The following is a 25,873-nucleotide window of genomic DNA, read 5'->3' as shown; positions in this document are numbered from 1 at the left end:
GTGTCAGTCAAGCGTTTATTTTCGCTTTAACCGACGGTGATTTTCATCACCTCAACACCGCATTCCGTAAGCCGTTGTGCCGTGTCGATGGAGGCGCATTATAGGGAGTCGTTCAGAGAGCGCAACAGCTAAATTGCAGAAAAATGACTGTTCGCTGCATTCCACAGCAAAAGCCCGCCTTATACGCAATTACTCACAAAGTTATCCACAATAGCCCGCTCAGGCGAATTTTTGCGAGCAGCACGCAAACGTTTTCGCTACAATGCCCCGCGACGTCACGGATGCCCCTTTTCGGGGCGTTACCTGAAGTTTGGTCTCTTCTTATTATCAAGAAGCTCGCTAAGCTTGATGTAACGCTCTTATTTACGCGAAACAAAGCCAAGGGATAAAACCACCATGCAACAACGTCGTCCTGTACGCCGCGCTCTGCTGAGTGTCTCAGACAAAGCGGGTATCCTCGAATTTGCTCAGGCGCTCTCACGCCGCGGCGTCGAACTGCTCTCAACAGGCGGAACCGCGCGCCTGCTGGCCGATGCGGGTCTTGCCGTTACCGAAGTGTCTGACTATACCGGCTTCCCGGAAATGATGGATGGACGCGTCAAAACGCTGCACCCTAAAGTGCACGGCGGTATTTTGGGCCGTCGCGGTCAGGACGATGCGATTATGGCGCAGCACGCTATCGAACCTATCGACATGGTGGTCGTTAACCTTTATCCCTTTGCCCAGACCGTGGCGCGCGAGGGCTGCACGCTGGAAGATGCGGTTGAGAATATCGACATCGGCGGTCCGACGATGGTGCGCTCTGCGGCCAAGAACCATAAAGACGTGGCCATTGTGGTAAAGAGCAGCGACTACGACGCGATTGTGGCCGAGATGGACGCCAACGAAAACTCTCTGACGCTGGAAACGCGTTTCGACCTTGCTATCAAAGCGTTTGAACATACCGCCGCCTACGACAGTATGATCGCCAATTACTTCGGCTCGCTGGTTCCCGCCTATCATGGCGAGCGTAATCAACCTGCCGGCCGCTTCCCGCGCACGCTGAACCTGAACTTTATTAAGAAGCAGGATATGCGCTACGGCGAGAACAGCCATCAGGACGCCGCCTTCTATATAGAAGAGAACGTACAGGAAGCTTCCGTAGCCACCGCGCAGCAGGTGCAGGGCAAGGCGCTTTCCTACAACAATATCGCCGATACCGACGCGGCGCTGGAGTGCGTGAAGGCGTTCAGCGAAGCGGCCTGCGTTATCGTTAAGCATGCTAACCCCTGCGGCGTCGCCACGGGCGCATCGATCCTGGAAGCCTATGAGCGTGCTTACAAGACCGATCCCACTTCCGCTTTCGGCGGCATCATCGCCTTTAACCGCGAACTGGACGAAGCCACGGCGCAGGCAATTATCAGCCGTCAGTTTGTTGAAGTGATTATCGCCCCCTCTGCCAGCGAAGCTGCGCTGAAAATCACAGCGGCGAAGCAAAACGTCCGCGTGCTGGTTTGTGGTCAGTGGCAGGAGCGCGTAGCCGGTCTGGATTTCAAACGCGTAACCGGCGGCCTGCTGGTTCAGGATCGCGATTTAGGCATGGTAGACGCCAGCCAGCTGCGTATCGTCAGCAAGCGTCAGCCGAGCGAGCAGGAGCTGCGCGACGCGCTGTTCTGCTGGAAAGTGGCGAAGTTCGTTAAGTCGAATGCCATTGTTTATGCGCGCGACAATATGACTATCGGCATCGGCGCCGGTCAGATGAGCCGCGTTTACTCCGCTAAAATTGCGGGCATCAAAGCCGCAGACGAAGGACTGGAAGTGAAAGGATCGGCGATGGCGTCCGACGCCTTCTTCCCGTTCCGCGACGGTATCGATGCGGCGGCGGCTGTCGGCGTGACCTGTGTGATTCAACCGGGCGGCTCTATCCGCGACGATGAGGTTATCGCTGCCGCCGATGAGCACGGCATCGCCATGATCTTTACTGACATGCGCCACTTCCGCCATTAATTTCCCGGAGAGCAATATGAAAATTTTAGTGATTGGCAACGGCGGTCGCGAGCATGCGCTGGCCTGGAAAGCAGCACAGTCGCCACTGGCGGAAACCGTCTTCGTCGCTCCCGGCAATGCCGGTACGGCGCTGGAGCCTGCGCTGCAAAATGTCGATATTAGCGCTACCGATATCCCTGCCCTGCTGGCGTTCGCCCAGCGCGAGGCAATCGACCTGACTATCGTTGGTCCGGAAGCGCCGCTGGTTATCGGCGTCGTCGATGCCTTCCGCGCGGCGGGCCTGAAAATCTTCGGCCCGACCAAAAATGCCGCGCAGCTGGAAGGCTCTAAGGCCTTTACCAAAGATTTTCTGGCTCGCCATCAGATTCCAACCGCAGAATACCGCAACTTTACCGACGTCGAGGTCGCGCTGGCCTGGCTGCGTGAGAAAGGCGCGCCTATTGTCATTAAGGCTGACGGTCTGGCTGCCGGCAAAGGCGTGATTGTCGCCATGACGCTGGAAGAGGCGGAAGCCGCGGTAAAAGATATGCTGGCTGGCAACGCCTTTGGCGATGCAGGCCACCGTATCGTTATCGAAGAGTTTCTTGAGGGCGAAGAAGCCAGCTTTATCGTTATGGTTGATGGCGAACATGTTCTGCCGATGGCAACCAGCCAGGACCACAAACGCGTCGGCGATGGCGATACCGGACCTAATACCGGCGGTATGGGTGCCTACTCCCCTGCGCCAGTGGTAAGCGATGAGATCCACCAGCGCGTCATGGATCAGGTGATCTGGCCAACCGTGCGCGGCATGGCAGCGGAAGGCAATGTCTATACCGGCTTCCTGTATGCCGGTCTGATGATCGATCAATCAGGTCAGCCTAAAGTGATCGAATTTAACTGCCGCTTCGGCGATCCGGAGACGCAGCCGATCATGCTGCGCTTGCAGTCGGATCTGGTCGATCTTTGCCTGGCCGCCTGCGAAGGCGCGCTGGATCAAAAAGATTCGCAGTGGGATCCGCGACCGGCGCTAGGCGTGGTGCTGGCGGCGGGCGGCTATCCGGGCGACTACGTCAACGGCGAGCAGATCCACGGCCTGCCGCTGGAAGAGGTTGAAGATGGCAAGGTGTTCCATGCCGGCACGCGCCTCGAAAACGATCTGGTGCTGACCAATGGCGGTCGCGTGCTCTGCGTGACCGCGCTGGGCAGCGACGTAGCGGCGGCGCAAAAACGCGCCTATGAGCTGGCCCAGCCCATCTCGTGGAACGGCAGCTTCTGCCGCCGCGACATCGGCTATCGCGCCATTAATCGCAAGTAAGCAACAAGGGGCACCGCAGGTGCCCCTTTTTTTGCCTTAAAAATCTGCCTCTGTCGGCTGCGAGTCGCAGCTTTCTCCCGGCGCGGCGCGCAACAGCTGCGTGCCCTCTGGCGCTTCCAGCCACGACACCAGCAAAGTGCCGCCGTCGCGCTGCCTTGCCAGCGTCTGCAGCGCATAATCATCAAAGGAGGGCGATACCCGCTCCCCGTCGCAGCGCTTAATCTGATTTCCACCCAGCCACTGGCCCTGTTTCAGCGCCACTCGGCCGCTGAGCAGCGCATTGCTCTGCGCCAGCATGCGCTGCGCGTCAAACTTGTAGAGTTCAATCGTATCCGCATCAACCGCCTCGCGCCGACCGGCAAGCTGTCGCTGCATAAAGCTAAGGCTGCCGTCTTGATCGAAACGCAGCGTCACATCATTCGGCTGGTTGCCGCCAACGTGACGCTCCACGCTGATCAGCTTCTCCTCCTGCCACAGATAATCGGTGGTCTCGCTCGCGTCACCGTTAAAGGGCGTGTAGAGGGTACGTAGATGCACAGAGGCATGGCCGCTGTTTTTACGCCAGATACGCACCGCGCCACGATCGGCAAGATAGCCGCTGGCGGTGAAAGGAGGAATGTCAGGGGTGGAACTGCACCCTGAAAGCAAAAGTAGAAAGAGAGGAGCAAACCAGGAGTGCAAGCGCAGATTCGGCATAGCTGGTCCCAAATACAAAAGGGGCGAAATCGCCCCTTCTTTTAAATTCTGACCGCAGTGCGACGTCTTATTTAACAGAGTCTTTCAGCGCTTTACCAGATACGAACGCCGGTACGTTTGCCGCAGCGATTTTGATCTCTTTGCCAGTCTGCGGGTTGCGACCGGTACGCTCAGCGCGGTGGTTCACTTTAAAAGTACCAAAACCAACCAGTTGTACAGCATCACCTTCTTTCAGAGACTCAGTGATCGCAGCCAGGGTAGATTCCAGAGCCGCTTTAGCCTGGGTTTTTGACAGGTCCGCTTTTTCCGCGATCACATCAATCAGTTGAGTCTTGTTCATAAGTTATCCTTAAAGTGTATTTATCGCTCGCTAAGCAACGAGTGCGAGGGAAAAGCCATATTCTGGCACTCTTCAGCCTGCACGCACCGATAGCCACAATTTTCAGCCCCCCAAATGTAGACCAGACAGGGGGCCGATGTGAAGCCTCCAGGCGCGCTAATTCGGGCCTGAAGTCACGTTTTCCCGCCTTACTGCTGAAAATTTATACCGATGTTGCTGATTCCCGCCTCCCGCAGGTCCAGACGCAATCCTTTGATCAATTCAAGGTCTCGTTCTTCGCAGTCGGCAAGCAGGCGAAAAATCTCCCATTGCAGATCCCACTCGTCAATAACGGCCTGGTTTTCCCGCAGCTCTTCGTCGCTCATTTCGCGCCCAGCCTGGGTCATCTCCAGCATCGCAACGGTAGTAATCGATGTCCTGCTGACCTCGATTGCATGCTCCAGCGTTTCGCCGCTCAGCATCGCATGCAGCGTTTCGCTTAATGCGACGCAGGCGTCGATTGCCGGATAAACGCCGTACACCTCAAATGCCTCGCCATCGGGAATCGCCGCTTCAAGCTTTTCCAGCTGGCTGTCGAAATTGATTTTAGCGTCTTTGACCGTCAGGCTTTCCCAGACTAAATCAAGGATGCGGCGGTAAAGCGCCGGATCGGCAAATTCGGTCTGCTGGCAGAACGCCCAGTAGTTAGGAAACATACGCTCGCACAGGCAAGCCATAAACGTCAGGTGCTGCCAGCTTTCCAGCTTTGCCAGACGCAGGTGAACGGGGTTTTGTAACATGAACAAGGCTCTTCATCGTTTAGCTGGCGGCAGTGTACCGCAAAAGCACCGCCAGCACAGCGTTAAAGCGCGTTTTGCCAGCGTTGAAAGGCGGTACGGTTCGACGCGACGGCGTCAGCCCAGCGCGTGGGTTCCGGCAGCCGATAGCCGCCCATGCACTTCTCTACCCAGTGCAGCGCGCTGTCCAGGCTGACGCGGTGGCCGGTCGCCACGAAAAGCGGATTGCAGCGCGCTTTGCTGCGCCACACCCAGCCAATCTGCTCGCCCTTATCCATCAGCGGCTGGCGCGAGCCTGGCTCTGCGCCCAGCTCGGCAAAACGCCCGCACAGTCGCTTTTTCGCCACGCCAATGGTGGGGACATCTACCATCAGGCCAAAGTGCGACGCGACGCCAAGCCGACGCGGATGCGAGATGCCATGCCCGTCGACGAAAAGCAGGTCCGGCTTACGCTCAAGGGTATTCCACGCCGCCAGCAGCGCCGGGTATTCGCGAAAAGAGAGAAAGCCGGGGATATAGGGCATGGTGGTGGCGATGCGCGCCACGCGATGCTCCACCAGCTTCAGAGAGGGATATTCAAGGATAACCAGGGCGGCGCGCGTCACCGCCCCTTCCTGTTCGAATCCGACATCGGCGCCGCCGATAAACCGTGGCGGCAGGACCTCGAAATCATCCTGCCGCACTACTTCTGCCGCGCGCTGAAGCTGCTCCGCACGCAGTGCAGCAATATCCATATTTACTCCTGGTGATAGTGGCCTGAGAGACGGTGTACCGCCTCAACAAACACGCCTGCATGTTCTGGCGGCACATCCTGATGGATGCCATGTCCCAGGTTGAAGACGTGACCGCTGCCCGCGCCGAAGCCTTCGAGAATGCCCGCGACTTCCTGCTCGATACGCGCAGCTGGCGCATAAAGCATAGACGGATCCATGTTGCCCTGTAGGGCGACTGTATCACCCACGCGGCGGCGCGCGTCGCCGATGTCGGTGGTCCAGTCGAGACCAAGCGCGTCGCAGCCGGTGGCGGCCATCGCTTCCAGCCACTGTCCGCCGCCTTTGGTAAACAGCGTAATCGGCACGCGGCGGCCTTCGTTCTCATGCAGCACGCTGTCGACGATTTTATGCATGTAGTAGAGCGAGAACGCCTGATAGTCGCGGCCTGTCAGGACGCCGCCCCAGGTGTCGAACACCATGACCGACTGCGCGCCCGCGCGAATTTGCGCGTTAAGATAGAGGATCACGCTGTCTGCCAGCTTATCGAGCATGGCATGCAGCGTAGCCGGATCGGCGTACATCATTTTTTTAATTTTCGTGAAGGCTTTGCTGCTGCCGCCTTCGACCATATAGGTCGCCAGCGTCCAGGGGCTGCCGGAGAAACCGATCAGCGGGACTTCGCCCTTCAGGTTTTTGCGGATGGTGCGCACCGCATTCATGACATAGCCCAGCTCCTGCTCAGGATCGGGCACCGGCAGCTTATCGACGTCGGCGCGGCAGGTAATCGGGCTGGAAAAACGCGGACCTTCGCCGGTCTCAAAATAGAGTCCAAGCCCCATCGCATCGGGAATGGTCAGAATATCGCTGAAGAGGATCGCCGCATCAAGCGGATAACGACGCAGCGGCTGTAGCGTCACCTCACATGCCAGCTCGGCGTTTTTACACAGCGACATAAAATCACCCGCCTGGGCGCGCGTCGCTTTGTATTCCGGTAAATAACGCCCGGCTTGTCGCATCATCCATACCGGGGTGACATCAACCGGCTGACGTAACAGGGCGCGCAGATAACGATCGTTCTTCAGTTCACTCATTTCAGGACTCTCTCAATTTCAGGCGCGTAGTGTAGCACTTCTCAGGCTTCCGCGCGGCAGATGGCAACGGTATCTTCGATCAGTCGGCGCGCCACGGTACCCGGCGGCGGCAACTGCGGCAGCGCGTCATAGCGATACCAGCCCGCGTCCAGCAGCTCTTTATTGTCGATTTGCAGATCGCCGCCGTCATACTCGGCCATAAACGCCATCATCAGCGAGTGAGGGAATGGCCACGGCTGCGAGGTGACATAACGCAAATTTTTGACGCGCACGTTGCTCTCTTCCATCACCTCGCGCGCAACGGCCTGCTCCAGCGTCTCCCCGACTTCGACAAAGCCCGCCAGCACGGTATAGATGCTGTTGCGATGTCGCGCATGGTTCGCCAGTAAAATCTCATCGCCGCGGCGAATGGCGACAATAACGCAGGGCGCGATTTGCGGGTAGTAGCGTTCGCGGCAGTGCGCGCACAGGCAGGCGTTTTCATGTTTGCTCAGGTGCATTTCATGGCCGCAGTAGCCGCAGAAACGGTGCGAACGATAAAACTCCGCCAGCTGGACGGCGCGTCCGGCGAGCTGAAACAGCCCAGCCTCTTCATCAATCAGCTGACGTACGGAGAACATATCGCGCTCACGATTTTCACACACCAGCCATACCGTTTCGCCTTGCCACTCGCCGACAGACTGCGCGCGGCTTCCCACCAGCTTAAACGCAGCGGCGCTGCCGTGCGGCAGATCACCCTGCGGCAACCAAAGTTTCTGTTCGTGGCTGACAACCCACCATCCAGCGTCTACGCTTGAGATCTCACGTTGCATATAATTCGTCATCCTTAGCGTCGAAGTGATACGCTGAAGTCCTGATGTTAAGTGTGTAGACAAACAACTATACCCTAAATCGTTCAGCTTGCAGGCGGCCTCAGCCCAGCCCCAGTTACTACGGTAGAGGGATTTTATTTACATGGAGTCAGAAATGCTTAACCAGTTAAATGTCCTGACCGAGCGCGTAGGTGGCAGTAACGAACTGGTAGATTCGTGGCTGGATGCCCGTCGCCAGCTACTTGTTTCTTATTACCACCTCGTTGGGCTGAAGCCTAACAAAGATGCGCTCACCACTTTAGACGAGCAGGCGCTCGACAATTTTTGTCACGGCCTGGTCGATTACCTCTCTGCCGGTCATTTCAGCATTTACGAACGCATCATTAATGAAATGGAAGGCGACAGCCCGATGATTGCGGCGGCGCAGATTTATCCGCCGCTGGAGGCGAATACCGAACGTCTGATGCAGCTCTATGACGGTCATCTGCAACAGTCTATCGACGATGATAACTGCGTGGATTTCCAGCTGGCGCTGTCGGAAGTCGGCGAAGTGCTGGAAGCGCGCTTTACGCTGGAAGATAAGCTGATCCAGCTTGCCTGGGATAACAAGCTGGTACGCGCGCCGGTCGCGAACGACAGCAGCCAGCTGTCTCGCCCGGCTTAAGGTTACTCAGTTGTAAATCGCTTGTTATTCTGCAATAGCCCTTTTATGCTGAACGGGTTTTCGGCGTTATTGTCGAAAACCCGTTTTGTTTTTTGAGCTACTCATTTTTTTGCAACGTAGCCGAAGTAAACGAGATTTCTGGCGTCGTGAGCGCAGCCAGTTCACGCTCGGACAGCGCGCAGGGACGGGAGCATACTGAAGTATGTGACCGTCACGAGCACTGCCCAGGCGTGGAATGGCAAGCGTAATAGCCAGAAAATCGTTTACGCATCTTGTCGGAGTGCCCGCAAGGGCTGAGACCGTTAATTCGGGATCCGCGGAACCTGATCAGGTTAGAACCTGCGAAGGGAACAAGAGTAAAGATCATCAGTACGCTGGCGCTTTCCGCCTGTCGTTTCTGTTACTCCTTCCGAACTCCGGACAAGCAACGTTCCCCATTAACAGGAAAATTGCTATGTCTATGACCAAAACCAACCGACGTGAACAGCGCGCTCAGGCGCAGGCCTTTATCGACTCGCTTCAGGGCGGCGTCGCCTTCCCTAATTCCACACGCATCTGGATTCAGGGGAGCCGCGACGATATTCGCGTGCCGATGCGGGAAATTCAGCTCAGCCCAACGCTGACGGGCGGCAGCAAAGCGCAACCGCGCTATGAAGAGAATGAGCCAGTGCCGGTTTACGATACCGCCGGGCCTTACGGCGATCCCAGTGCCGTTATCGACGTGCAGCGCGGTCTGGCGAAGCTGCGCGCCGGCTGGATCGCCGAACGCGACGACAGCGAACCCCTGACGCATATCAGTTCACACTATACGCAGCAGCGCCTGGCCGACGAGGGGCTGGATCATCTGCGCTTCGACCAGCTACCGCAGCCGCGGCGCGCAAAAGCGGGACGTCGCGTCACACAGCTTCACTATGCGCGTCAGGGCAGGATCACGCCGGAAATGGAATTTATCGCGCTGCGTGAGAACATGGGCCGCGAGCGTATTCGCAGCGAAATACTCCGCCAGCAGCATCCCGGCCACAGCTTTGGCGCGCAGCTGCCGGAAAACATCACCCCTGAGTTTGTGCGTCAGGAAGTAGCCGCCGGACGCGCGATCATTCCTGCTAACATTAACCATCCAGAATCCGAGCCGATGATTATTGGCCGCAACTTCCTGGTAAAGGTTAACGCGAATATTGGCAATTCCGCCGTGACCTCCTCGATTGAAGAAGAGGTCGAGAAGCTGGTCTGGTCAACGCGCTGGGGCGCCGACACCGTAATGGATCTCTCTACGGGGCGCTATATCCATGAAACCCGCGAATGGATCCTGCGCAACAGCCCGGTTCCCATCGGCACCGTGCCGATTTATCAGGCGCTGGAAAAAGTCAACGGCGTTGCCGAGAACCTCGACTGGGCGGTATTCCGCGACACCCTGCTGGAGCAGGCGGAGCAAGGGGTCGATTACTTCACCATTCACGCCGGGGTTCTGCTGCGCTACGTGCCGATGACGGCAAAGCGTCTGACCGGCATTGTGTCGCGCGGCGGATCCATTATGGCGAAGTGGTGTCTGTCGCATCATCGCGAAAGCTTTCTGTATGAGCACTTCCGTGACATCTGCGAAATCTGCGCGGCCTACGATGTGGCGCTGTCGCTTGGCGACGGGCTGCGCCCCGGCTCTATTCAGGATGCGAACGACGAAGCGCAGTTTGCGGAGCTGCGCACGCTTGGCGAGCTGACGAAAATTGCCTGGGAGTATGACGTACAGGTGATGATTGAAGGTCCGGGTCATATCCCCATGCAGATGATCCGTCGCAATATGACCGAGCAGCTGGAGCACTGTCACGAAGCGCCTTTCTATACGCTGGGTCCCCTGACGACCGATATTGCGCCGGGCTACGATCACTTTACCTCTGGTATCGGCGCCGCGATGATTGGCTGGTTCGGCTGCGCGATGCTCTGCTACGTCACGCCTAAAGAGCATCTGGGCCTGCCGAATAAAGAGGATGTGAAGCAGGGGTTAATCACCTATAAAATCGCCGCTCACGCGGCCGATCTGGCGAAAGGCCATCCTGGCGCTCAGATTCGCGACAACGCTATGTCCAAAGCGCGCTTTGAATTTCGCTGGGAAGATCAGTTCAATCTGGCGCTCGATCCGCACACCGCGCGCGCCTATCACGACGAAACCCTGCCGCAGGAATCGGGCAAAGTGGCTCACTTCTGTTCGATGTGCGGTCCCAAATTCTGCTCAATGAAAATTACGCAAGAAGTACGCGACTATGCAGCCCGTCAGGAAGCCGCGGCGCAGCCGGTTGAAGTCAGCATGCGGCAGATGTCGGAAACTTTTCGCCGTCGCGGCGGCGAACTTTATCACTCAGCCGACGCGCTGAACGAGGAGAACCCGTGAACGCACCTTTTCCCGCCACCGCGCCGCGCTTAGGCCTTTATCCCGTCGTCGACAGCGTAGAGTGGATCGCCCGGCTGCTGGAAGCCGGCGTGCGCACCATCCAGCTACGCATCAAGGATCGCCGCGACGAGGATGTCGAACCCGCCGTAGCCCAGGCGATTGCGCTCGGTAAGCGGTACCGCGCGCGCCTTTTTATCAACGACTACTGGCAGCTGGCGATTAAGCACCATGCCTATGGCGTCCATCTGGGGCAGGAAGATCTGAATGACGCTAATCTGGATGCTATTCGCGAAGCCGGTCTGCGGCTGGGCGTATCGACCCACGACGATGCTGAGCTGGAGCGCGCGCTGGCGATACGGCCGTCTTATATCGCGCTGGGGCATATCTTTCCTACGCAGACCAAAGCGATGCCCTCTGCGCCGCAGGGGCTGGCCGAGTTGCAACGCCATATCGCGCGGCTCGATAACATTTCGACCGTGGCTATTGGCGGCATCAGCATTGCGCGTGCGCCGGAAGTGCTGGCGACGGGCGTAGGCAGCATCGCGGTGGTGAGCGCGATTACTCAGGCCGCGGACTGGCGCGCCGCAACGCAAACCTTGCTCAGGCTGGCCGAACCGCCTGGCGCGTAATCAGGAAGCCGCCTCGCAAAGTGCGGTAAGCCACTGCAACAGCGGCAGAAAAAACAGGAGACGGCGCGCAGCGATAATGTTTGTCGCTCGCGCCCTTTTTGCTTTTCGCTACAGTGGCTTTCGCCGGGTGGAGATACCCGGCCAGGGCCGGAAACTCCCTTCATCCTCTCTGGCCCTGCCCTCATCACTTAGCCAGGAGGACGTCATGTTGCATGGATGGTGGAGAATGTTCGCTCGCGCAGGCGGCTATCGCGCGCTCGACTGCCTTACCGACGGTTGCCAGCGCCTGTTCGACGCGCTCGTCCGGCGTTATCGCAAAGCTCAGTCGCAGACAGTTGCGATATTTGCCCGACGCGGAAAAGAGAGAACCCACCGCAATCTGAATATGGGAATCAAGCAGCTCGCGGTTAAGACGCACGGCGTCAAAGGCTTCCGGCAGTTCGATCCACATCATAAAACCTCCCTGCGGCCGCGAAACGCAGATGCCGCACGGAAAATAGTGGCGCACCCAGCAGCTAAAGCTGTCGTAATTGCGCTGGTAAAACTGACGCATACGCCGCAGATGCGGCTGATAGTGGCCCTGGCGAATAAACTCCGCCAGCGCATGCTGCCCCAGCGTGTTGCTCGAACCAGTAGAGATATATTTCATATGCAGCACGCGATCGCGATAGCGTCCCGGCGCCACCCAGCCGATACGCAGCCCCGGCGCAATGGTTTTCGAAAACGAACTACAGAGCAGAACGCGGCCATCCAGATCCATGGATTTCAGCGTGGCGGGTCGGGGATAGTCCCAGGCCAGCTCGCCGTACACGTCATCTTCGATAATGGCCACGTCGAAACGCTGCGCCAGCGTCAGCAGCGCCTGTTTGCGCGCGTCCGGCATAATGAATCCCAGCGGATTATTACAGTTAGGCACCACCATCACCGCTTTGATTGGCCACTGCTCAAAAGCCAGTTCGAGCGCCTCGAGGCTGATGCCGGTGACCGAATCAGTGGGAATTTCAATGGCCCGAATACCGAAGCCGCGCAGCGTCTGCATGATGCCGTGGAACGAGGGCGACTCCACCGCAATAATATCGCCCGGTTCGCAAACCGCGCGAATCGATACCGACAGCGCCTCGTGGCAGCCGGTAGTGACAACAATATCCTCCAGCGACAGCTGACAGCCGCTGTCGATTGCCAGCCGCGCGATCTGCTCGCGCAGGCCGACCACGCCATAAAGGTTGTCATAGCCGAGCAGCTGCGTTTCCTGCTTCTGCGCCTGACGGCTGAGCATCTTCCACAGCGGTTTCAGCGTGGGCTGAGCGAGACTGGGCATACCGCTGCCCAGTTGCAGCGTATTCGCCTCCTGGCGGCTGTCGAGCAGATCCAGCACCGATTCCCACTGCGTGATTTCTACCGGACGCTGCACCGGCCGCGTCAGGGCCGGTACCGGCGGCGCCGCTTTACGCGGCGCCACAAAATAGCCAGAGCGCGGCTGCGGCAGAATCAACTGCTTCTCCTCCAGCATATGATACGCCTGCTGCACGGTGCTGATACTGACGCCATGCTCAACGCTCAGGCTGCGCACAGAGGGTAGCTTCTCCCCACTGCGGTAAAGGCCCTGCTCGATGCGCTGCGCCAGATGCATCGCCAGTCGCTGATAACGTGTCATAACTGACTCCTTAGCCTGAAGAGAAAAACAGTACAGATAAGCTGTTTTTTTAGCATTCAGATGCCGCTTAGCGCAATCTGTATGTTAAACAAAATCGATTTTTGCGTCTGTATCCTTTTTCTGCTCCGGCAGAAAATGTCTCTCAGTTAACTCAGCGAGGGCAGAAAAATGGGATATGAAGAAAATCGTGCGGCAAAACCTTTCGCGGTGACGCCCTGGAGTCTGATACGCGATCTCGTACGCTACCTCAGGCAGATAAAGCGGCAACGTCAGACCCGACGCATACTTTCGCATCTGAATGATGCGCAGCTGAAAGATATTGGCCTGACGCGCGGCGATATAGAGCGTGAACGGTGGTAAGACGCGGTCTCTCCTTCTTTTGCCGATTCACCGTATTGCGCCCATAAAAAAACCCTGCCGAAGCAGGGTTTTTTATCAGGCGAAGAGCGATTACTCGTCGTCGCTACCGCCGAGACCAGCGTTCAGCAGTTCAGCCAGGCTTGCAGAGGCTTCATCCGCAGTAACCTGCGGTGCTACCGGTGCTTCACCTGCCTGACGGCGACGCATACGATCCTGATGGTAAGCGTAACCCGTACCGGCCGGGATCAGACGACCCACGATCACGTTCTCTTTCAGGCCGCGCAGTTCGTCACGCTTGCCTGCCACAGCGGCTTCGGTCAGGACACGTGTAGTCTCCTGGAACGAGGCTGCCGAGATGAACGATTCGGTTGCCAGCGACGCTTTGGTGATACCCAGCAGATCGCGCATGTAAGTCGCGCCGATTTTGCCGTTCGCTTCCAGATCGCGGTTAGAGATCTTGATGCGAGACACTTCTGCCTGCTCGCCTTCCAGGAAGTCGGTGCTTCCCGCGCTCATGATGGTTGCTTTACGCAGCATCTGGCGAACGATGACTTCGATGTGCTTATCGTTAATCTTAACGCCTTGCAGACGGTAAACTTCCTGCACTTCGTTAGTGATATAACGGGTCACAGCATGGACGCCACGCAGACGCAGAATGTCATGCGGAGATTCCGGACCGTCGGAAACCACGTCACCACGTTCTACACGCTCACCTTCAAATACGTTGAGCTGACGCCATTTCGGGATCATCTCTTCGTACGGCTCGCTGCCGTCAACCGGCGTAATCACCAGGCGACGTTTACCTTTGGTCTCTTTGCCGAAGGAGATGATGCCGCTGATCTCCGCCAGAATCGCTGGCTCTTTCGGACGACGCGCTTCGAACAGGTCGGCAACGCGCGGCAGACCACCGGTAATATCCTTGGTACCGCCAGATTCCTGAGGCACACGCGCCAGGGTGTCACCAGAGCTGATCTTCACGCCGTCTTCCAGCTGAACGATCGCTTTGCCCGGCAGGAAGTACTGAGCCGGCATATCTGTGCCCGGAATCAGAACGTCTTCGCCCTGTGCATCGACGATTTTCAGCGCCGGACGCAGGTCTTTACCACCAGAGGTACGCTCAGCGGTATCCAGCACCACCAGCGAAGAGAGACCGGTCAGTTCGTCAGTCTGACGCGTGATGGTCTGGCCATCGATCATGTCAGTAAAGCGAATGAAGCCGCTCACTTCGGTGATAACCGGCATGGTATGCGGATCCCAGTTTGCTACGGTTTCGCCCGCTGCAACCTGCTCGCCGTCACCTTTCGCCATGGTCGCGCCGTAAGGAACTTTATAGCTCTCTTTAGTACGGCCAAACTCATCGATCATTTTCAGTTCGACGTTACGCGAGGTAATAACCAGTTTGCCAGCGGAGTTGGTTACCGACTTGGCGTTGGTCAGTTTGATAGTACCTTTGTTCTTCACCTGAATGCTGGATTCAGCTGCCGCACGCGATGCCGCACCACCGATGTGGAAGGTACGCATGGTCAGCTGAGTACCCGGCTCACCGATGGACTGTGCCGCGATAACACCGATCGCTTCACCTTTGTTGATGATGTGACCACGTGCCAGGTCGCGACCATAGCAGTGGGCGCACACGCCAAAATCGGTTTCACAGCTAACCACAGAGCGAACCTTGATGGTGTCGACAGAGTTTTGTTCAACCACATCACACCAGTGCTCATCCAGCAGCGTATTACGCGGAACCAGAATGTCAGCGGTGCCCGGCTTCAGCACGTCTTCAGCGGTCACACGACCCAGTACGCGCTCACGCAGCGGCTCTTTAACGTCGCCACCTTCGATAACCGGCGTCATCATGATGCCTTCGAACGTGCCGCAGTCATCTTCGGTCACAACCAGATCCTGCGCAACGTCAACCAGACGACGCGTCAGATAACCGGAGTTCGCAGTTTTCAGTGCGGTATCCGCCAGACCTTTACGCGCGCCGTGGGTCGAGATGAAGTACTGGAGTACGTTCAGACCTTCACGGAAGTTCGCAGTGATCGGCGTTTCGATGATGGAGCCATCCGGCTTAGCCATCAGACCACGCATACCCGCCAGCTGACGAATCTGAGCCGCAGAACCACGCGCACCAGAGTCGGCCATCATAAAGATGCTGTTAAAGGAAACCTGTTTCTCTTCTTCGCCGTCACGGTTAATCACGGTTTCAGTAGAGAGGTTTTCCATCATCGCCTTCGCTACGCGCTCGTTCGCCGCAGCCCAGATATCGATGACTTTGTTGTAACGCTCGCCCGCGGTAACCAGACCAGACTGGAACTGCTCCTGAATCTCAGCAACTTCCGCTTCCGCTTCGGTGATGATTTCGACTTTCTTCGCCGGGATCACCATGTCATCGATACCTACAGACGCACCAGAGCGCGCCGCATAGGCGAAACCGGTGTACATCGTCTGGTCAGCAAAGATAACGGTCGGCTTCAGACCCAAAATGCGGTAACAGGTGTTCAGCATTTTAGAGATCGCTTTCTTACCCAGCGCCTGGTTGACGATGGAGTAAGGCAGACCTTTCGGTACGATCATCCACAGGATCGCACGACCAATAGTGGTGTCGATCAGGCTGGTTTTCGCAACGAACTCGTCCTGCTCGTTTTTGCTGTATTCAGTAATACGCACTTTAACGCGCGCATGCAGCTCGGCCAGGCCAGCACGGTAAACGCGCTCGGCTTCTTTCGGGCCAGTCAGCACCATGCCTTCGCCGCGCGCATTAACTTTGTCGCGGGTCATATAGTACAGACCCAGAACAACGTCCTGAGACGGAACGATGATAGGCTCGCCGTTCGCCGGTGACAGGATGTTGTTGGTCGACATCATCAGCGCACGCGCTTCCAGCTGCGCTTCCAGCGTCAGCGGAACGTGAACAGCCATCTGGTCGCCATCGAAGTCGGCGTTATAGGCCGCACACACCAGCGGGTGCAGCTGAATAGCTTTACCTTCGATCAGAACCGGTTCAAACGCCTGGATACCCAGACGGTGCAGCGTAGGCGCACGGTTCAGCAGAACCGGGTGCTCGCGGATAACTTCGTCCAGAATATCCCAGACCACCGCTTCTTCGCGCTCAACCATTTTCTTCGCGGCTTTGATGGTGGTGGCCAGGCCACGCAGCTCCAGCTTGCCGTAGATAAATGGTTTGAACAGTTCCAGCGCCATCTTCTTCGGCAGACCGCACTGATGCAGACGCAGGTATGGACCTACGGTGATCACCGAACGACCGGAGTAGTCAACACGCTTACCGAGCAGGTTCTGACGGAAACGACCCTGCTTACCTTTGATCATATCGGCCAAAGATTTCAGCGGACGCTTGTTAGAACCGGTGATCGCACGACCGCGACGACCGTTATCCAGCAGGGCGTCAACCGCTTCCTGAAGCATACGTTTTTCGTTGCGTACGATAATGTCCGGCGCAGCCAGATCCAGCAGACGCTTCAGACGGTTGTTACGGTTGATGACGCGACGGTAGAGATCGTTCAGATCTGAAGTCGCGAAACGACCGCCGTCCAGCGGAACCAGCGGACGCAGATCCGGCGGCAGTACGGGCAGCACGGTCAGGATCATCCACTCTGGTTTGTTGCCAGACTGAACAAAGGCTTCCAGCAGCTTGATGCGCTTGGTCAGCTTCTTACGCTTGGTCTCGGAGTTAGTTTCGTTCAGCTCTTCACGCAGCTGCTCGCACTCTTGCTCCAGATCCATGTTTTTCAGCAGCGCCTGGATCGCCTCTGCACCCATCTTCGCGTCGAATTCGTCACCGAACTCTTCCAGCGCGTCAAGGTACTGCTCTTCAGTCAGAATCTGACGTTTTTCGAGGTTGGTCATGCCACCTTCGACAACAACGTAGGATTCAAAGTAAAGCACGCGTTCGATGTCGCGCAGCGGCATATCCAGCAGCAGACCGATACGGGACGGCAGCGACTTCAGGAACCAGATATGGGCGGTTGGAGAAGCCAGCTCGATGTGGCCCATGCGCTCACGACGCACTTTAGTCTGGGTCACTTCGACGCCGCACTTCTCACAGATCACACCGCGGTGTTTCAGGCGCTTGTACTTACCGCACAGGCACTCGTAATCTTTTACCGGTCCGAAAATACGGGCGCAGAAAAGACCGTCACGCTCCGGCTTGAAGGTACGGTAGTTAATGGTTTCCGGCTTTTTCACTTCACCGAAAGACCAGGAACGGATCATGTCTGGCGAAGCCAGCGCAATTTTGATCGCATCAAACTCTTCGGTTTTAGTTTGCGCTTTCAGAAACTTAAGTAAGTCTTTCACGGATTAGCTCCCGTCGGAGTGGAACTCTCAGGGGCGCGCAGCGCAGGCCGCGCGCCCCATAACCAGTACTTGCGAGTGCTTACTCGTCTTCCAGCTCGATGTTGATACCCAGCGAGCGAATCTCTTTCAACAGTACGTTGAAGGATTCCGGCATGCCCGGTTCCATCTGATGGTTGCCGTCGACGATGTTTTTATACATCTTCGTACGACCGTTCACGTCATCAGACTTAACGGTAAGCATTTCCTGAAGGGTATATGCCGCGCCGTAAGCTTCCAGCGCCCACACTTCCATCTCACCGAAGCGCTGACCACCGAACTGTGCTTTACCACCCAGCGGCTGCTGCGTGACCAGGCTGTAAGAACCGGTGGAACGCGCATGCATCTTGTCATCAACCAGGTGGTTCAGTTTCAGCATGTACATGTAGCCCACGGTTACCGGACGCTCAAACTGCTCGCCGGTACGGCCGTCAAACAGCGTAATCTGGCCTGAAGTCGGCAAATCTCCCAGCTGTAACAGCTCTTTGATTTCGCTCTCTTTCGCACCGTCAAACACCGGCGTCGCGATCGGCATACCTTTTTTCAGGTTCTCAGCCAGACGCAACACTTCATCATCAGAGAAGGTGTTCAGGTCAACGCGCTGACGCACGTCCGCGCCCAGGTCATAGGCGCGCTGGATGAATTCGCGCAGTTTCGCGACTTCTTCCTGACGCTTCAGCATGGCGTTGATCTTGTCGCCGATACCTTTTGCTGCCATACCCAGATGGGTTTCCAGGATCTGACCGATGTTCATACGTGACGGTACGCCCAGCGGGTTCAGTACGATGTCGACCGGCGTGCCGTTCTCGTCGTAAGGCATATCTTCGATCGGGTTGATCTTGGAGATAACACCTTTGTTACCGTGACGGCCTGCCATCTTGTCGCCTGGCTGAATCTGACGCTTAACGGCCAGATACACCTTAACGATTTTCAGCACGCCCGGCGCGAGGTCGTCGCCCTGGGTGATCTTACGACGCTTGGCTTCGAGTTTTTTCTCAAACTCGTGCTTCAGTTCGTCGTACTGTTCAGCCAGTTGTTCCAGCGCGTTTTGCTTCTCTTCGTCAGTCAGGCCCAGCTCCAGCCAGCGCTCGCGCGGCAGCTTGGCGAGCTTGTCGGCTTCAACGCCGCCAGAGATCAGAACAGCCTGGATACGGCCAAACAGGCCCGCTTCAAGGATCTGCAACTCTTCAGACAAATCTTTCTTCGCCTGCTTCAGCTGCATCTCTTCGATTTCCAGCGCACGCTTGTCTTTTTCCACGCCATCGCGGGTAAAGACCTGTACGTCGATAACCGTACCGGAAACGCCATTCGGCACGCGCAGTGACGAATCTTTCACGTCAGAGGCTTTTTCACCGAAGATCGCGCGCAGCAGTTTCTCTTCCGGCGTCAGCTGGGTTTCACCTTTTGGCGTCACCTTACCAACCAGAATATCGCCACCGGTCACTTCCGCGCCGATATAGACGATACCGGATTCATCCAGTTTCGAGAGCGCCGCTTCACCCACGTTCGGGATGTCAGCGGTGATCTCTTCTGGTCCCAGCTTGGTGTCGCGAGACACGCACGCCAGTTCCTGGATGTGGATAGTGGTGAAACGGTCTTCCTGAACCACACGCTCGGAAACGAGGATGGAGTCTTCGAAGTTGTAACCGTTCCACGGCATGAAGGCTACGCGCATGTTCTGACCCAGCGCCAGCTCGCCCAGATCGGTTGACGGACCGTCAGCCAGCACGTCGCCGCGCTCGACCGGCTCGCCCAGCGATACACACGGCATCTGGTTGATGCAGGTGTTCTGGTTAGAACGGGTGTACTTAGTCAGGTTGTAAATGTCGATGCCCGCTTCGCCCGGATACATCTCATCTTCGTTAACTTTGATAACGATACGAGAAGCATCAACGTACTGAACGGTACCGCCACGTTTCGCCACGGCAGTTACGCCGGAGTCAACCGCAACCGCGCGCTCCATACCGGTACCAACCAGCGGCTTATCAGCACGCAGAGTAGGTACAGCCTGACGTTGCATGTTCGCACCCATCAGGGCGCGGTTAGCATCATCGTGCTCCAGGAACGGGATCAGTGACGCACCGACAGAAACCACCTGCTGGGTGGAGACGTCCATGTAGTCAACCTGATCGCGGCTGAACAGGCTCGATTCGCCTTTGCTACGGCAGGTGACGAGGTCGTCAACAAAGTGACCTTCTTCATCCAGCTGGGCGTTCGCCTGAGCGATAACGTAGTTACCCTCTTCAATTGCAGAGAGGTAGTGAATTTCGTCAGAAACCACGCCGTCGATAACGCGACGATACGGGGTTTCCAGGAAACCGTACTCGTTGGTCTGCGCGTAAACAGACAGCGAGTTGATCAGACCGATGTTCGGACCTTCAGGAGTTTCGATTGGACATACGCGACCGTAGTGAGTCGGGTGTACGTCTCGAACTTCGAAGCCGGCGCGCTCACGCGTCAGACCGCCTGGGCCGAGAGCAGAGATACGACGTTTGTGCGTAATCTCAGACAGCGGGTTGTTCTGATCCATAAACTGGGAGAGCTGGCTGGAGCCAAAGAACTCTTTCACCGCCGCCGAAATCGGCTTGGCGTTGATCATGTCCTGCGGCATCAGCGTGTCGAGGTCGCCCAGCGACAGACGCTCTTTCACCGCACGCTCTACGCGAACCAGGCCAACGCGGAACTGGTTTTCCGCCATTTCGCCCACTGAACGAATACGACGGTTGCCGAGGTGGTCGATATCGTCCACTTCGCCTTTACCGTTACGGATGTCGATCAGCTTCTTCATCACTTCGATGATGTCTTCTTTGCTCAGAATGCCTGAGCCTTCGATCTCATCGCGCAGCAGCGAACGGTTGAACTTCATGCGGCCTACAGCCGACAGATCGTAACGATCTTCAGAGAAGAACAGGTTCTCGAACAGGTTTTCAGCGGCTTCACGCGTCGGCGGCTCGCCCGGACGCATCATGCGGTAGATCTCAACCAGCGCGCTCAGGCGATCGTTGGTCGGGTCAACGCGCAGGGTCTCGGAGATGTACGGGCCGTGATCCAGATCGTTAGTGAACAGCGTTTCGATGCGCTTGTGGCCTGCCTGGCTCAGTTTCGCCAGCAGATCCATGGAGAGTTCCATGTTCGCCGGAACGATCAGTTCGCCAGTGCTTTCATCGATGTAGTCTTTGGCGACCACTTTGCCCGCGATGTACTCAACCGGCACTTCGATATGCTGAATGCCGTCTTTTTCCAGCTGACGGATGTGGCGCGCAGTGATGCGGCGGCCTTTTTCGACGTAGACGTTGCCGTTCGCTTCGATGTCGAAAGAGGCGGTTTCGCCACGCAGGCGCTCAGGCACCAGTTCCATCTGCAACTTGTTGTCGCGGATCTCAAACACCACTTTCTCAAAGAACAGGTCAAGGATCTGCTCAGTGGTGTAGTGCAGCGCGCGCAGAATGATACTGGCCGGCAGCTTACGACGACGGTCAATACGTACGAACAGGTTGTCTTTCGGGTCAAACTCAAAGTCGAGCCATGAACCGCGATAAGGAATGATACGTGCGTTATAAAGCACTTTACCCGATGAGTGGGTTTTACCTTTATCGCTGTCGAAGAAAACGCCAGGACTACGATGCAGCTGAGAAACGATAACGCGCTCAGTACCATTGATAACAAAGGTACCGTTGTCCGTCATGAGCGGAATTTCGCCCATGTAGACTTCTTGTTCTTTAATGTCTTTTACGGTGCCTTCCGGCGCTTCGCGCTCGTAGATCACCAGACGCAGTTTGACGCGCAGCGGAGCGGAGAACGTTACGCCACGAATCTGACACTCTTTAACGTCAAAGACGGGTTCGCCCAGACGGTAGCTGACGTATTGCAGCTCGGAGTTACCGCTGTAACTCTGGATAGGGAAGACGGAACGGAAGGCTGCTTCCAGACCGTACTGACCTTCCGGATCTTGCTCGATAAACTTCTGGAACGAGTCAAGCTGGATAGAAAGGAGATAAGGTATGTCCAGCACCTGCGGACGTTTACCAAAATCCTTACGAATACGTTTTTTCTCGGTATAGGAGTAAACCATAGGGTTCCTCAGCTAGCTGACAAGTCGACCCACGCTGTCCGTCCTGAAGGACAGTTCATGCAACACTATTTTGTTTGATTCATGCGACGCGGCGGTCACATGCAATACATCTTTCTATCACTCTTAAATCATTTCATTGCTTCAGCATGGGCAGGGAACCCGGCAGGAAAGCAGTATATTAAGGCGTCGATAGAAAAAGATATTGAAGAGCAGCGATGGACAAACAGTGCGAAACCCCATCAAGGCTCTTGAGCGCAAAAAGGCTGGTGACCAAAAAGTCACCAGCCACCAGCCTGATATTACTCAGGCTGCAACCCGAAGGCTGTCTTACTTAACTTCAACTTCAGCGCCAGCTTCTTTCAGAGCAGCTTCCAGAGCAGCTGCGTCGTCTTTGCTGATGCCTTCTTTGATCACGCCGGTTGCTTCAACCAGGTCTTTAGCTTCTTTCAGGCCCAGACCAGTTGCGCTACGTACGGCTTTGATTACAGCTACTTTGTTCGCGCCAGCAGATTTCAGGATGACGTCGAATTCAGTTTTCTCTTCAACAGCTTCAGCCGGGCCAGCAGCAACAGCTACAGCAGCAGCAGCAGAAACGCCGAATTTTTCTTCCATAGCAGAAACCAGCTCAACTACTTCCATTACGGACATAGCGGCAACGGCTTCCAGAATTTGGTCTTTAGTGATAGACATGACAATTGTTCCTAAGAATCAGAAAAAGTTTATACGTTAGCAAGTGCGAAGAAAAAGAATCTGGCCTTAAGCCGCTTCTTTTGCATCGCGAACAGCAGCCAGAGTGCGGACCAGTTTGCCAGCAGCGGCTTCTTTCATGGTCGACATCAGACGTGCCAGTGCTTCTTCGTAAGTCGGCAGCGTTGCCAGACGGTCAATTTGTGCCGCCGGGATCAGCTCACCTTCAAAGGCTGCAGCTTTGACCTCAAATTTTGCATTCGCTTTCGCGAAATCTTTGAACAGACGAGCAGCAGCGCCCGGGTGTTCCATAGAATATGCAATCAGGGTCGGACCAACAAACGTGTCTTTCAGGCACTCGAACTGAGTACCTTCAACGACGCGGCGCAGCAGGGTGTTACGAACAACACGCATGTAAACGCCAGCTTCACGACCTGCTTTACGCAGTTCGGTCATTTTATCAACGGTCACGCCGCGGGAATCCGCAACAACCGCTGACAGCGCGCCTTTGGCTACTTCGCTGACTTCAGCAACAATCGCTTGTTTGTCTTGAAGATTTAATGCCATTAGCTTTTGCTCCTGGATTTTGGCCGGAGAAGGAATTTCTCCGGAACTCACTTCACTTACCGCCCCGAGGGAAAGTAAGCGCTAAAACACGGTGAGCAGAATCCAGTTAAGAAAAATTCTTTTTGGTTCTGTCACCGTCTACGCAGGGGATTAAGCGTAACATCCGAAGATGTGCCGCACCTGCGGTCTTGGACGGAGGCCAGGAAAGGCCTGGCTCCAACCTACCCCGCCGTCTCTGTCGCGCTGCCGAAGCAGCAGCGAAGGAAACAGCGGGATATAAATTCAGTGTCTGGTTTACCAGAACAACGGGCGTAAGATTCTAGGTGAATTTTTCGCCCGTTTCAAGCAGCAATTAGTTTGCTGCTGCGTTCAGACCCGCCTGGTCGATGGCAACGCCAGCGCCCATGGTGGTAGACAGGCTGATTTTCTTGATGTAAACGCCTTTCGCCTGAGCAGGTTTAGCTTTTTTCAGCGCAACCAGCAGAGACTCCAGGTTTTCTTTCAGCTTGTCAGAGTCGAAATCCACTTTACCGATGGTGGTGTGGATGATGCCGTTCTTGTCGTTACGGTAACGGATCTGACCGGCTTTAGCGTTTTTAACCGCTTCAGCAACGTTCGGGGTTACAGTACCAACTTTCGGGTTTGGCATCAGGCCGCGCGGACCCAGAACCTGGCCCAGCTGGCCAACAACGCGCATTGCATCCGGAGAAGCAATAACAACGTCAAAGTTCATTTCGCCTTTTTTGATCTGGTCAGCCAGATCTTCCATACCTACCAGCTCAGCGCCAGCTGCTTTAGCAGCTTCGGCGTTTGCGCCCTGGGTAAAGACAGCAACACGTACTGAACGGCCAGTACCGTGCGGCAGAACGGTCGCACCACGAACGTTCTGGTCAGATTTACGTGCGTCGATGCCGAGGTTAACGGCAACGTCCACGCTCTCTACAAACTTAGCGGTAGCCAGTTCTTTCAGCAGAGCAACAGCTTCAGTGATGTCGTACTGTTTAGTCGCATCAACTTTGTCACGGATCACGCGCATGCGCTTGGTCAGCTTAGCCATTTCTTAGTCCTCCACTACCAGGCCCATGGAACGAGCAGTACCTTCGATAGAGCGAGTCATCGCTTCTACGTCAGCACCAGTCATGTCCGCAGCTTTGGTTTCTGCGATTTCACGTACCTGAGCACGGGTTACTTTACCGACTTTATCTTTGTTCGGCTTACCAGAACCAGACTTGATGCCCGCTGCTTTTTTCAGCAGTACGGCAGCCGGCGGAGTTTTGGTAACGAAGGTGAAAGAACGGTCGCTGTATACAGTGATAACAACTGGAGTCGGCAGACCTTTCTCCAGAGATTCTGTTTTGGCGTTAAACGCTTTACAGAATTCCATGATGTTAACACCCTGCTGACCCAGAGCCGGACCTACCGGTGGGCTCGGGTTAGCCATACCAGCTGCAACCTGCAGCTTGACGTAGGCTTGTACTTTCTTGGCCATGATTAATCCTCAGTTGGGTATAGCGCCTGAAACAGGCTCCCCGTGATAACAGTTCACACGCTGTTGCCAGCGCATAAAAACAAAAGGCGCGAAATTATAGTTAAATTTCGCGCCTGCTGCAAGAGTCAGAATGTGAGCAAGGTGATTAACCTTTCTCCACCTGTCCAAAGTCCAGTTCGACCGGCGTGGCGCGGCCAAAAATAGACACGGAAACTTTCAGGCGGCTCTTCTCGTAATCCACCTCTTCCACCACACCGTTGAAATCGGCAAACGGGCCGTCGTTGACGCGCACCATTTCGCCTGGCTCGAACAGCGTTTTCGGACGCGGCTTGTCACCCACCTGTTGCAGGCGGTTCATGATCGCATCCACTTCTTTGTCGCTGATTGGCGCCGGACGGTCAGAGGTGCCGCCGATGAAACCCATCACGCGCGGCACGCTGCGCACCAGGTGCCAGCTGGCGTCATTCATCACCATCTGCACCAGCACGTAGCCTGGGAAAAATTTACGTTCGCTCTTACGACGCTGACCGCCACGGATTTCTACCACTTCTTCAGTAGGAACCATGACGTCGCCGAACAGCTCTTCCATGTTGTGCAATTTGATGTGCTCACGCAGCGACTGTGCTACGCGGCCTTCAAAGCCGGAAAACGCCTGCACGACGTACCAGCGTTTTTTTGGAGCTTCAGACATCTCAGAACCTCAGGCCAGTGATAAACGATACCAGACGGACCAGAATACCATCCAGCCCCCACAAAATCAGTGACATCACGGCGGTAACCGCGGCAACGATTAACGTGGTATGCAGCGTTTCCTGGCGAGTCGGCCAAATGACCTTACGCATTTCGGTGCGTGCTTCACGCGCAAAAGCCACGGTTGCTTTGCCTTTAACTGTCAGCAGCGCAATGCCGCCCGCAGCTGCGATCAGCACCACGACAGCCAGCGCGCGTAAAGGCAGCGTCACGTCGCGATAAATATAATTGCCTACAATGGCTACCAGCAGTAACACAATCACAGCCAGCCATTTTATCGCTTCCAGGCCGCGCCCGCTCCCTTGAGCTTCGGTATTCGCACTCATAAACCAACCTGCCACAATAATTCAGAAACTATTCTGCCCCGCAAAGCGAGGCATCCAAACCGAATGAGCTTTTGGGCGTAACTCGGTATCCTACGCCGCGCAACAGAGCCTGTCTCAGCAATGATTATGATCCAAAATCACTGATGAGCCAGGTTCTATATAACAGCGTGCAAAAAGGGCATCAAATGATGCCCTCTTCGTATGCATTGCGTCAAATGTTATCGTAATTAC

At 56.1% G+C, this 25,873-nt stretch carries 21 protein-coding genes and 1 riboswitch; of the genes, 6 read left to right on the top strand and 15 right to left on the bottom strand.

The genetic code is table 11. The features are described from left to right. Positions 1-396: 396 nt before the first annotated feature. The gene (gene purH, locus BBB56_RS22370; RefSeq protein WP_123803103.1) at positions 397-1,986 is read left to right on the top strand and encodes a bifunctional phosphoribosylaminoimidazolecarboxamide formyltransferase/IMP cyclohydrolase; all 1,590 of its coding nucleotides are present in this window, start codon (positions 397-399) and stop codon (positions 1,984-1,986) included. A gap of 16 nt (positions 1,987-2,002) precedes the next feature. Beyond that, entirely contained in the window at positions 2,003-3,283 is a 1,281-nt protein-coding gene (gene purD / locus BBB56_RS22365) for a phosphoribosylamine--glycine ligase (RefSeq protein ID WP_123803102.1), read from the top strand. Positions 3,284-3,319: 36 nt separating this feature from the next. Here purD and BBB56_RS22360 read toward each other — a convergent pair whose 3' ends face one another. The 6 genes from BBB56_RS22360 to nudC all read right to left on the bottom strand — a co-directional run bounded on the left by BBB56_RS22360 (position 3,320) and on the right by nudC (position 7,711). Continuing rightward, positions 3,320-3,979, bottom strand: a complete 660-nt coding sequence (locus tag BBB56_RS22360) for a DUF1481 domain-containing protein (RefSeq protein ID WP_123803101.1) — start codon at positions 3,977-3,979, stop codon at positions 3,320-3,322. A gap of 67 nt (positions 3,980-4,046) precedes the next feature. Beyond that, positions 4,047-4,319 carry a nucleoid-associated protein HU-alpha gene (gene hupA / locus BBB56_RS22355; protein ID WP_033755847.1) on the bottom strand — a complete coding sequence of 91 codons (273 nt, stop codon included), beginning with the start codon at positions 4,317-4,319 and terminating at the stop codon, positions 4,047-4,049. Between the two features lie 188 nt (positions 4,320-4,507). Further along, on the bottom strand, positions 4,508-5,098 hold the full coding sequence (locus BBB56_RS22350) for a YjaG family protein (RefSeq protein ID WP_123803100.1): 591 nt from the start codon (positions 5,096-5,098) through the stop codon (positions 4,508-4,510). A gap of 62 nt (positions 5,099-5,160) precedes the next feature. Then, the gene (gene nfi, locus BBB56_RS22345) at positions 5,161-5,829 is read right to left on the bottom strand and encodes a deoxyribonuclease V (protein WP_123803099.1); all 669 of its coding nucleotides are present in this window, start codon (positions 5,827-5,829) and stop codon (positions 5,161-5,163) included. 2 nt (positions 5,830-5,831) lie between these two features. Beyond that, positions 5,832-6,899, bottom strand: coding sequence for a uroporphyrinogen decarboxylase (gene hemE / locus BBB56_RS22340; protein ID WP_123803098.1), 1,068 nt, complete (start codon positions 6,897-6,899; stop codon positions 5,832-5,834). Between the two features lie 41 nt (positions 6,900-6,940). Further along, positions 6,941-7,711 carry an NAD(+) diphosphatase gene (gene nudC / locus BBB56_RS22335; protein ID WP_123803097.1) on the bottom strand — a complete coding sequence of 257 codons (771 nt, stop codon included), beginning with the start codon at positions 7,709-7,711 and terminating at the stop codon, positions 6,941-6,943. A 154-nt stretch (positions 7,712-7,865) separates the two neighbouring features. Here nudC and rsd point away from each other — a divergent pair, with 154 nt between their 5' ends. From rsd to thiE, 3 genes are all read left to right on the top strand, one after another. After that, positions 7,866-8,375, top strand: a complete 510-nt coding sequence (gene rsd, locus BBB56_RS22330) for a sigma D regulator (RefSeq protein ID WP_123803096.1) — start codon at positions 7,866-7,868, stop codon at positions 8,373-8,375. Positions 8,376-8,641: 266 nt separating this feature from the next. Beyond that, a riboswitch (TPP riboswitch) is annotated at positions 8,642-8,742 on the top strand. Between the two features lie 87 nt (positions 8,743-8,829). Further along, positions 8,830-10,758, top strand: a complete 1,929-nt coding sequence (thiC, locus tag BBB56_RS22325) for a phosphomethylpyrimidine synthase ThiC (RefSeq protein WP_123803095.1) — start codon at positions 8,830-8,832, stop codon at positions 10,756-10,758. Next, on the top strand, positions 10,755-11,387 hold the full coding sequence (gene thiE / locus BBB56_RS22320) for a thiamine phosphate synthase (protein WP_123803094.1): 633 nt from the start codon (positions 10,755-10,757) through the stop codon (positions 11,385-11,387). Before thiC ends, thiE begins: the two co-directional genes overlap by 4 nt. A gap of 184 nt (positions 11,388-11,571) precedes the next feature. On the opposite strand, the gene BBB56_RS22315 is transcribed toward thiE, so the two are convergent. Continuing rightward, on the bottom strand, positions 11,572-13,041 hold the full coding sequence (locus BBB56_RS22315; protein WP_123803093.1) for an aminotransferase-like domain-containing protein: 1,470 nt from the start codon (positions 13,039-13,041) through the stop codon (positions 11,572-11,574). A 168-nt stretch (positions 13,042-13,209) separates the two neighbouring features. Between BBB56_RS22315 and BBB56_RS22310 the strand changes: the two genes are divergently transcribed. Further along, on the top strand, positions 13,210-13,401 hold the full coding sequence (locus tag BBB56_RS22310) for a DUF1127 domain-containing protein (protein WP_123803092.1): 192 nt from the start codon (positions 13,210-13,212) through the stop codon (positions 13,399-13,401). Positions 13,402-13,491: 90 nt separating this feature from the next. On the opposite strand, the gene rpoC is transcribed toward BBB56_RS22310, so the two are convergent. From rpoC to secE, 8 genes are all read right to left on the bottom strand, one after another. Further along, on the bottom strand, positions 13,492-17,715 hold the full coding sequence (rpoC, locus tag BBB56_RS22305; RefSeq protein WP_123803091.1) for a DNA-directed RNA polymerase subunit beta': 4,224 nt from the start codon (positions 17,713-17,715) through the stop codon (positions 13,492-13,494). Between the two features lie 79 nt (positions 17,716-17,794). Continuing rightward, positions 17,795-21,823, bottom strand: coding sequence for a DNA-directed RNA polymerase subunit beta (gene rpoB / locus BBB56_RS22300; protein ID WP_123803090.1), 4,029 nt, complete (start codon positions 21,821-21,823; stop codon positions 17,795-17,797). A 327-nt stretch (positions 21,824-22,150) separates the two neighbouring features. Next, positions 22,151-22,513 (bottom strand): 50S ribosomal protein L7/L12, encoded by a 363-nt coding sequence (rplL, locus tag BBB56_RS22295; protein ID WP_123803089.1) that lies wholly within the window; start codon positions 22,511-22,513, stop codon positions 22,151-22,153. A gap of 66 nt (positions 22,514-22,579) precedes the next feature. Next, positions 22,580-23,077, bottom strand: coding sequence for a 50S ribosomal protein L10 (gene rplJ, locus BBB56_RS22290; RefSeq protein ID WP_011091858.1), 498 nt, complete (start codon positions 23,075-23,077; stop codon positions 22,580-22,582). A 352-nt stretch (positions 23,078-23,429) separates the two neighbouring features. Next, complete coding sequence (gene rplA, locus BBB56_RS22285) at positions 23,430-24,134, bottom strand: 50S ribosomal protein L1 (RefSeq protein ID WP_123803088.1); 705 nt, start codon at positions 24,132-24,134, stop codon at positions 23,430-23,432. A 3-nt stretch (positions 24,135-24,137) separates the two neighbouring features. After that, on the bottom strand, positions 24,138-24,566 hold the full coding sequence (gene rplK / locus BBB56_RS22280) for a 50S ribosomal protein L11 (protein WP_013507401.1): 429 nt from the start codon (positions 24,564-24,566) through the stop codon (positions 24,138-24,140). A 145-nt stretch (positions 24,567-24,711) separates the two neighbouring features. Beyond that, on the bottom strand, positions 24,712-25,257 hold the full coding sequence (gene nusG, locus BBB56_RS22275; protein WP_012439920.1) for a transcription termination/antitermination protein NusG: 546 nt from the start codon (positions 25,255-25,257) through the stop codon (positions 24,712-24,714). Between the two features lies 1 nt (position 25,258). Further along, positions 25,259-25,642, bottom strand: a complete 384-nt coding sequence (gene secE / locus BBB56_RS22270) for a preprotein translocase subunit SecE (protein WP_123803087.1) — start codon at positions 25,640-25,642, stop codon at positions 25,259-25,261. Positions 25,643-25,873 lie beyond the last annotated feature (231 nt).

Source organism: Candidatus Pantoea deserta, from assembly GCF_003813865.1.
GTDB lineage: Bacteria > Pseudomonadota > Gammaproteobacteria > Enterobacterales > Enterobacteriaceae > Pantoea > Pantoea deserta.
Note: the sequence above shows the minus strand (reverse complement) of the source record. Positions and strands in the feature narration are given on the sequence as shown.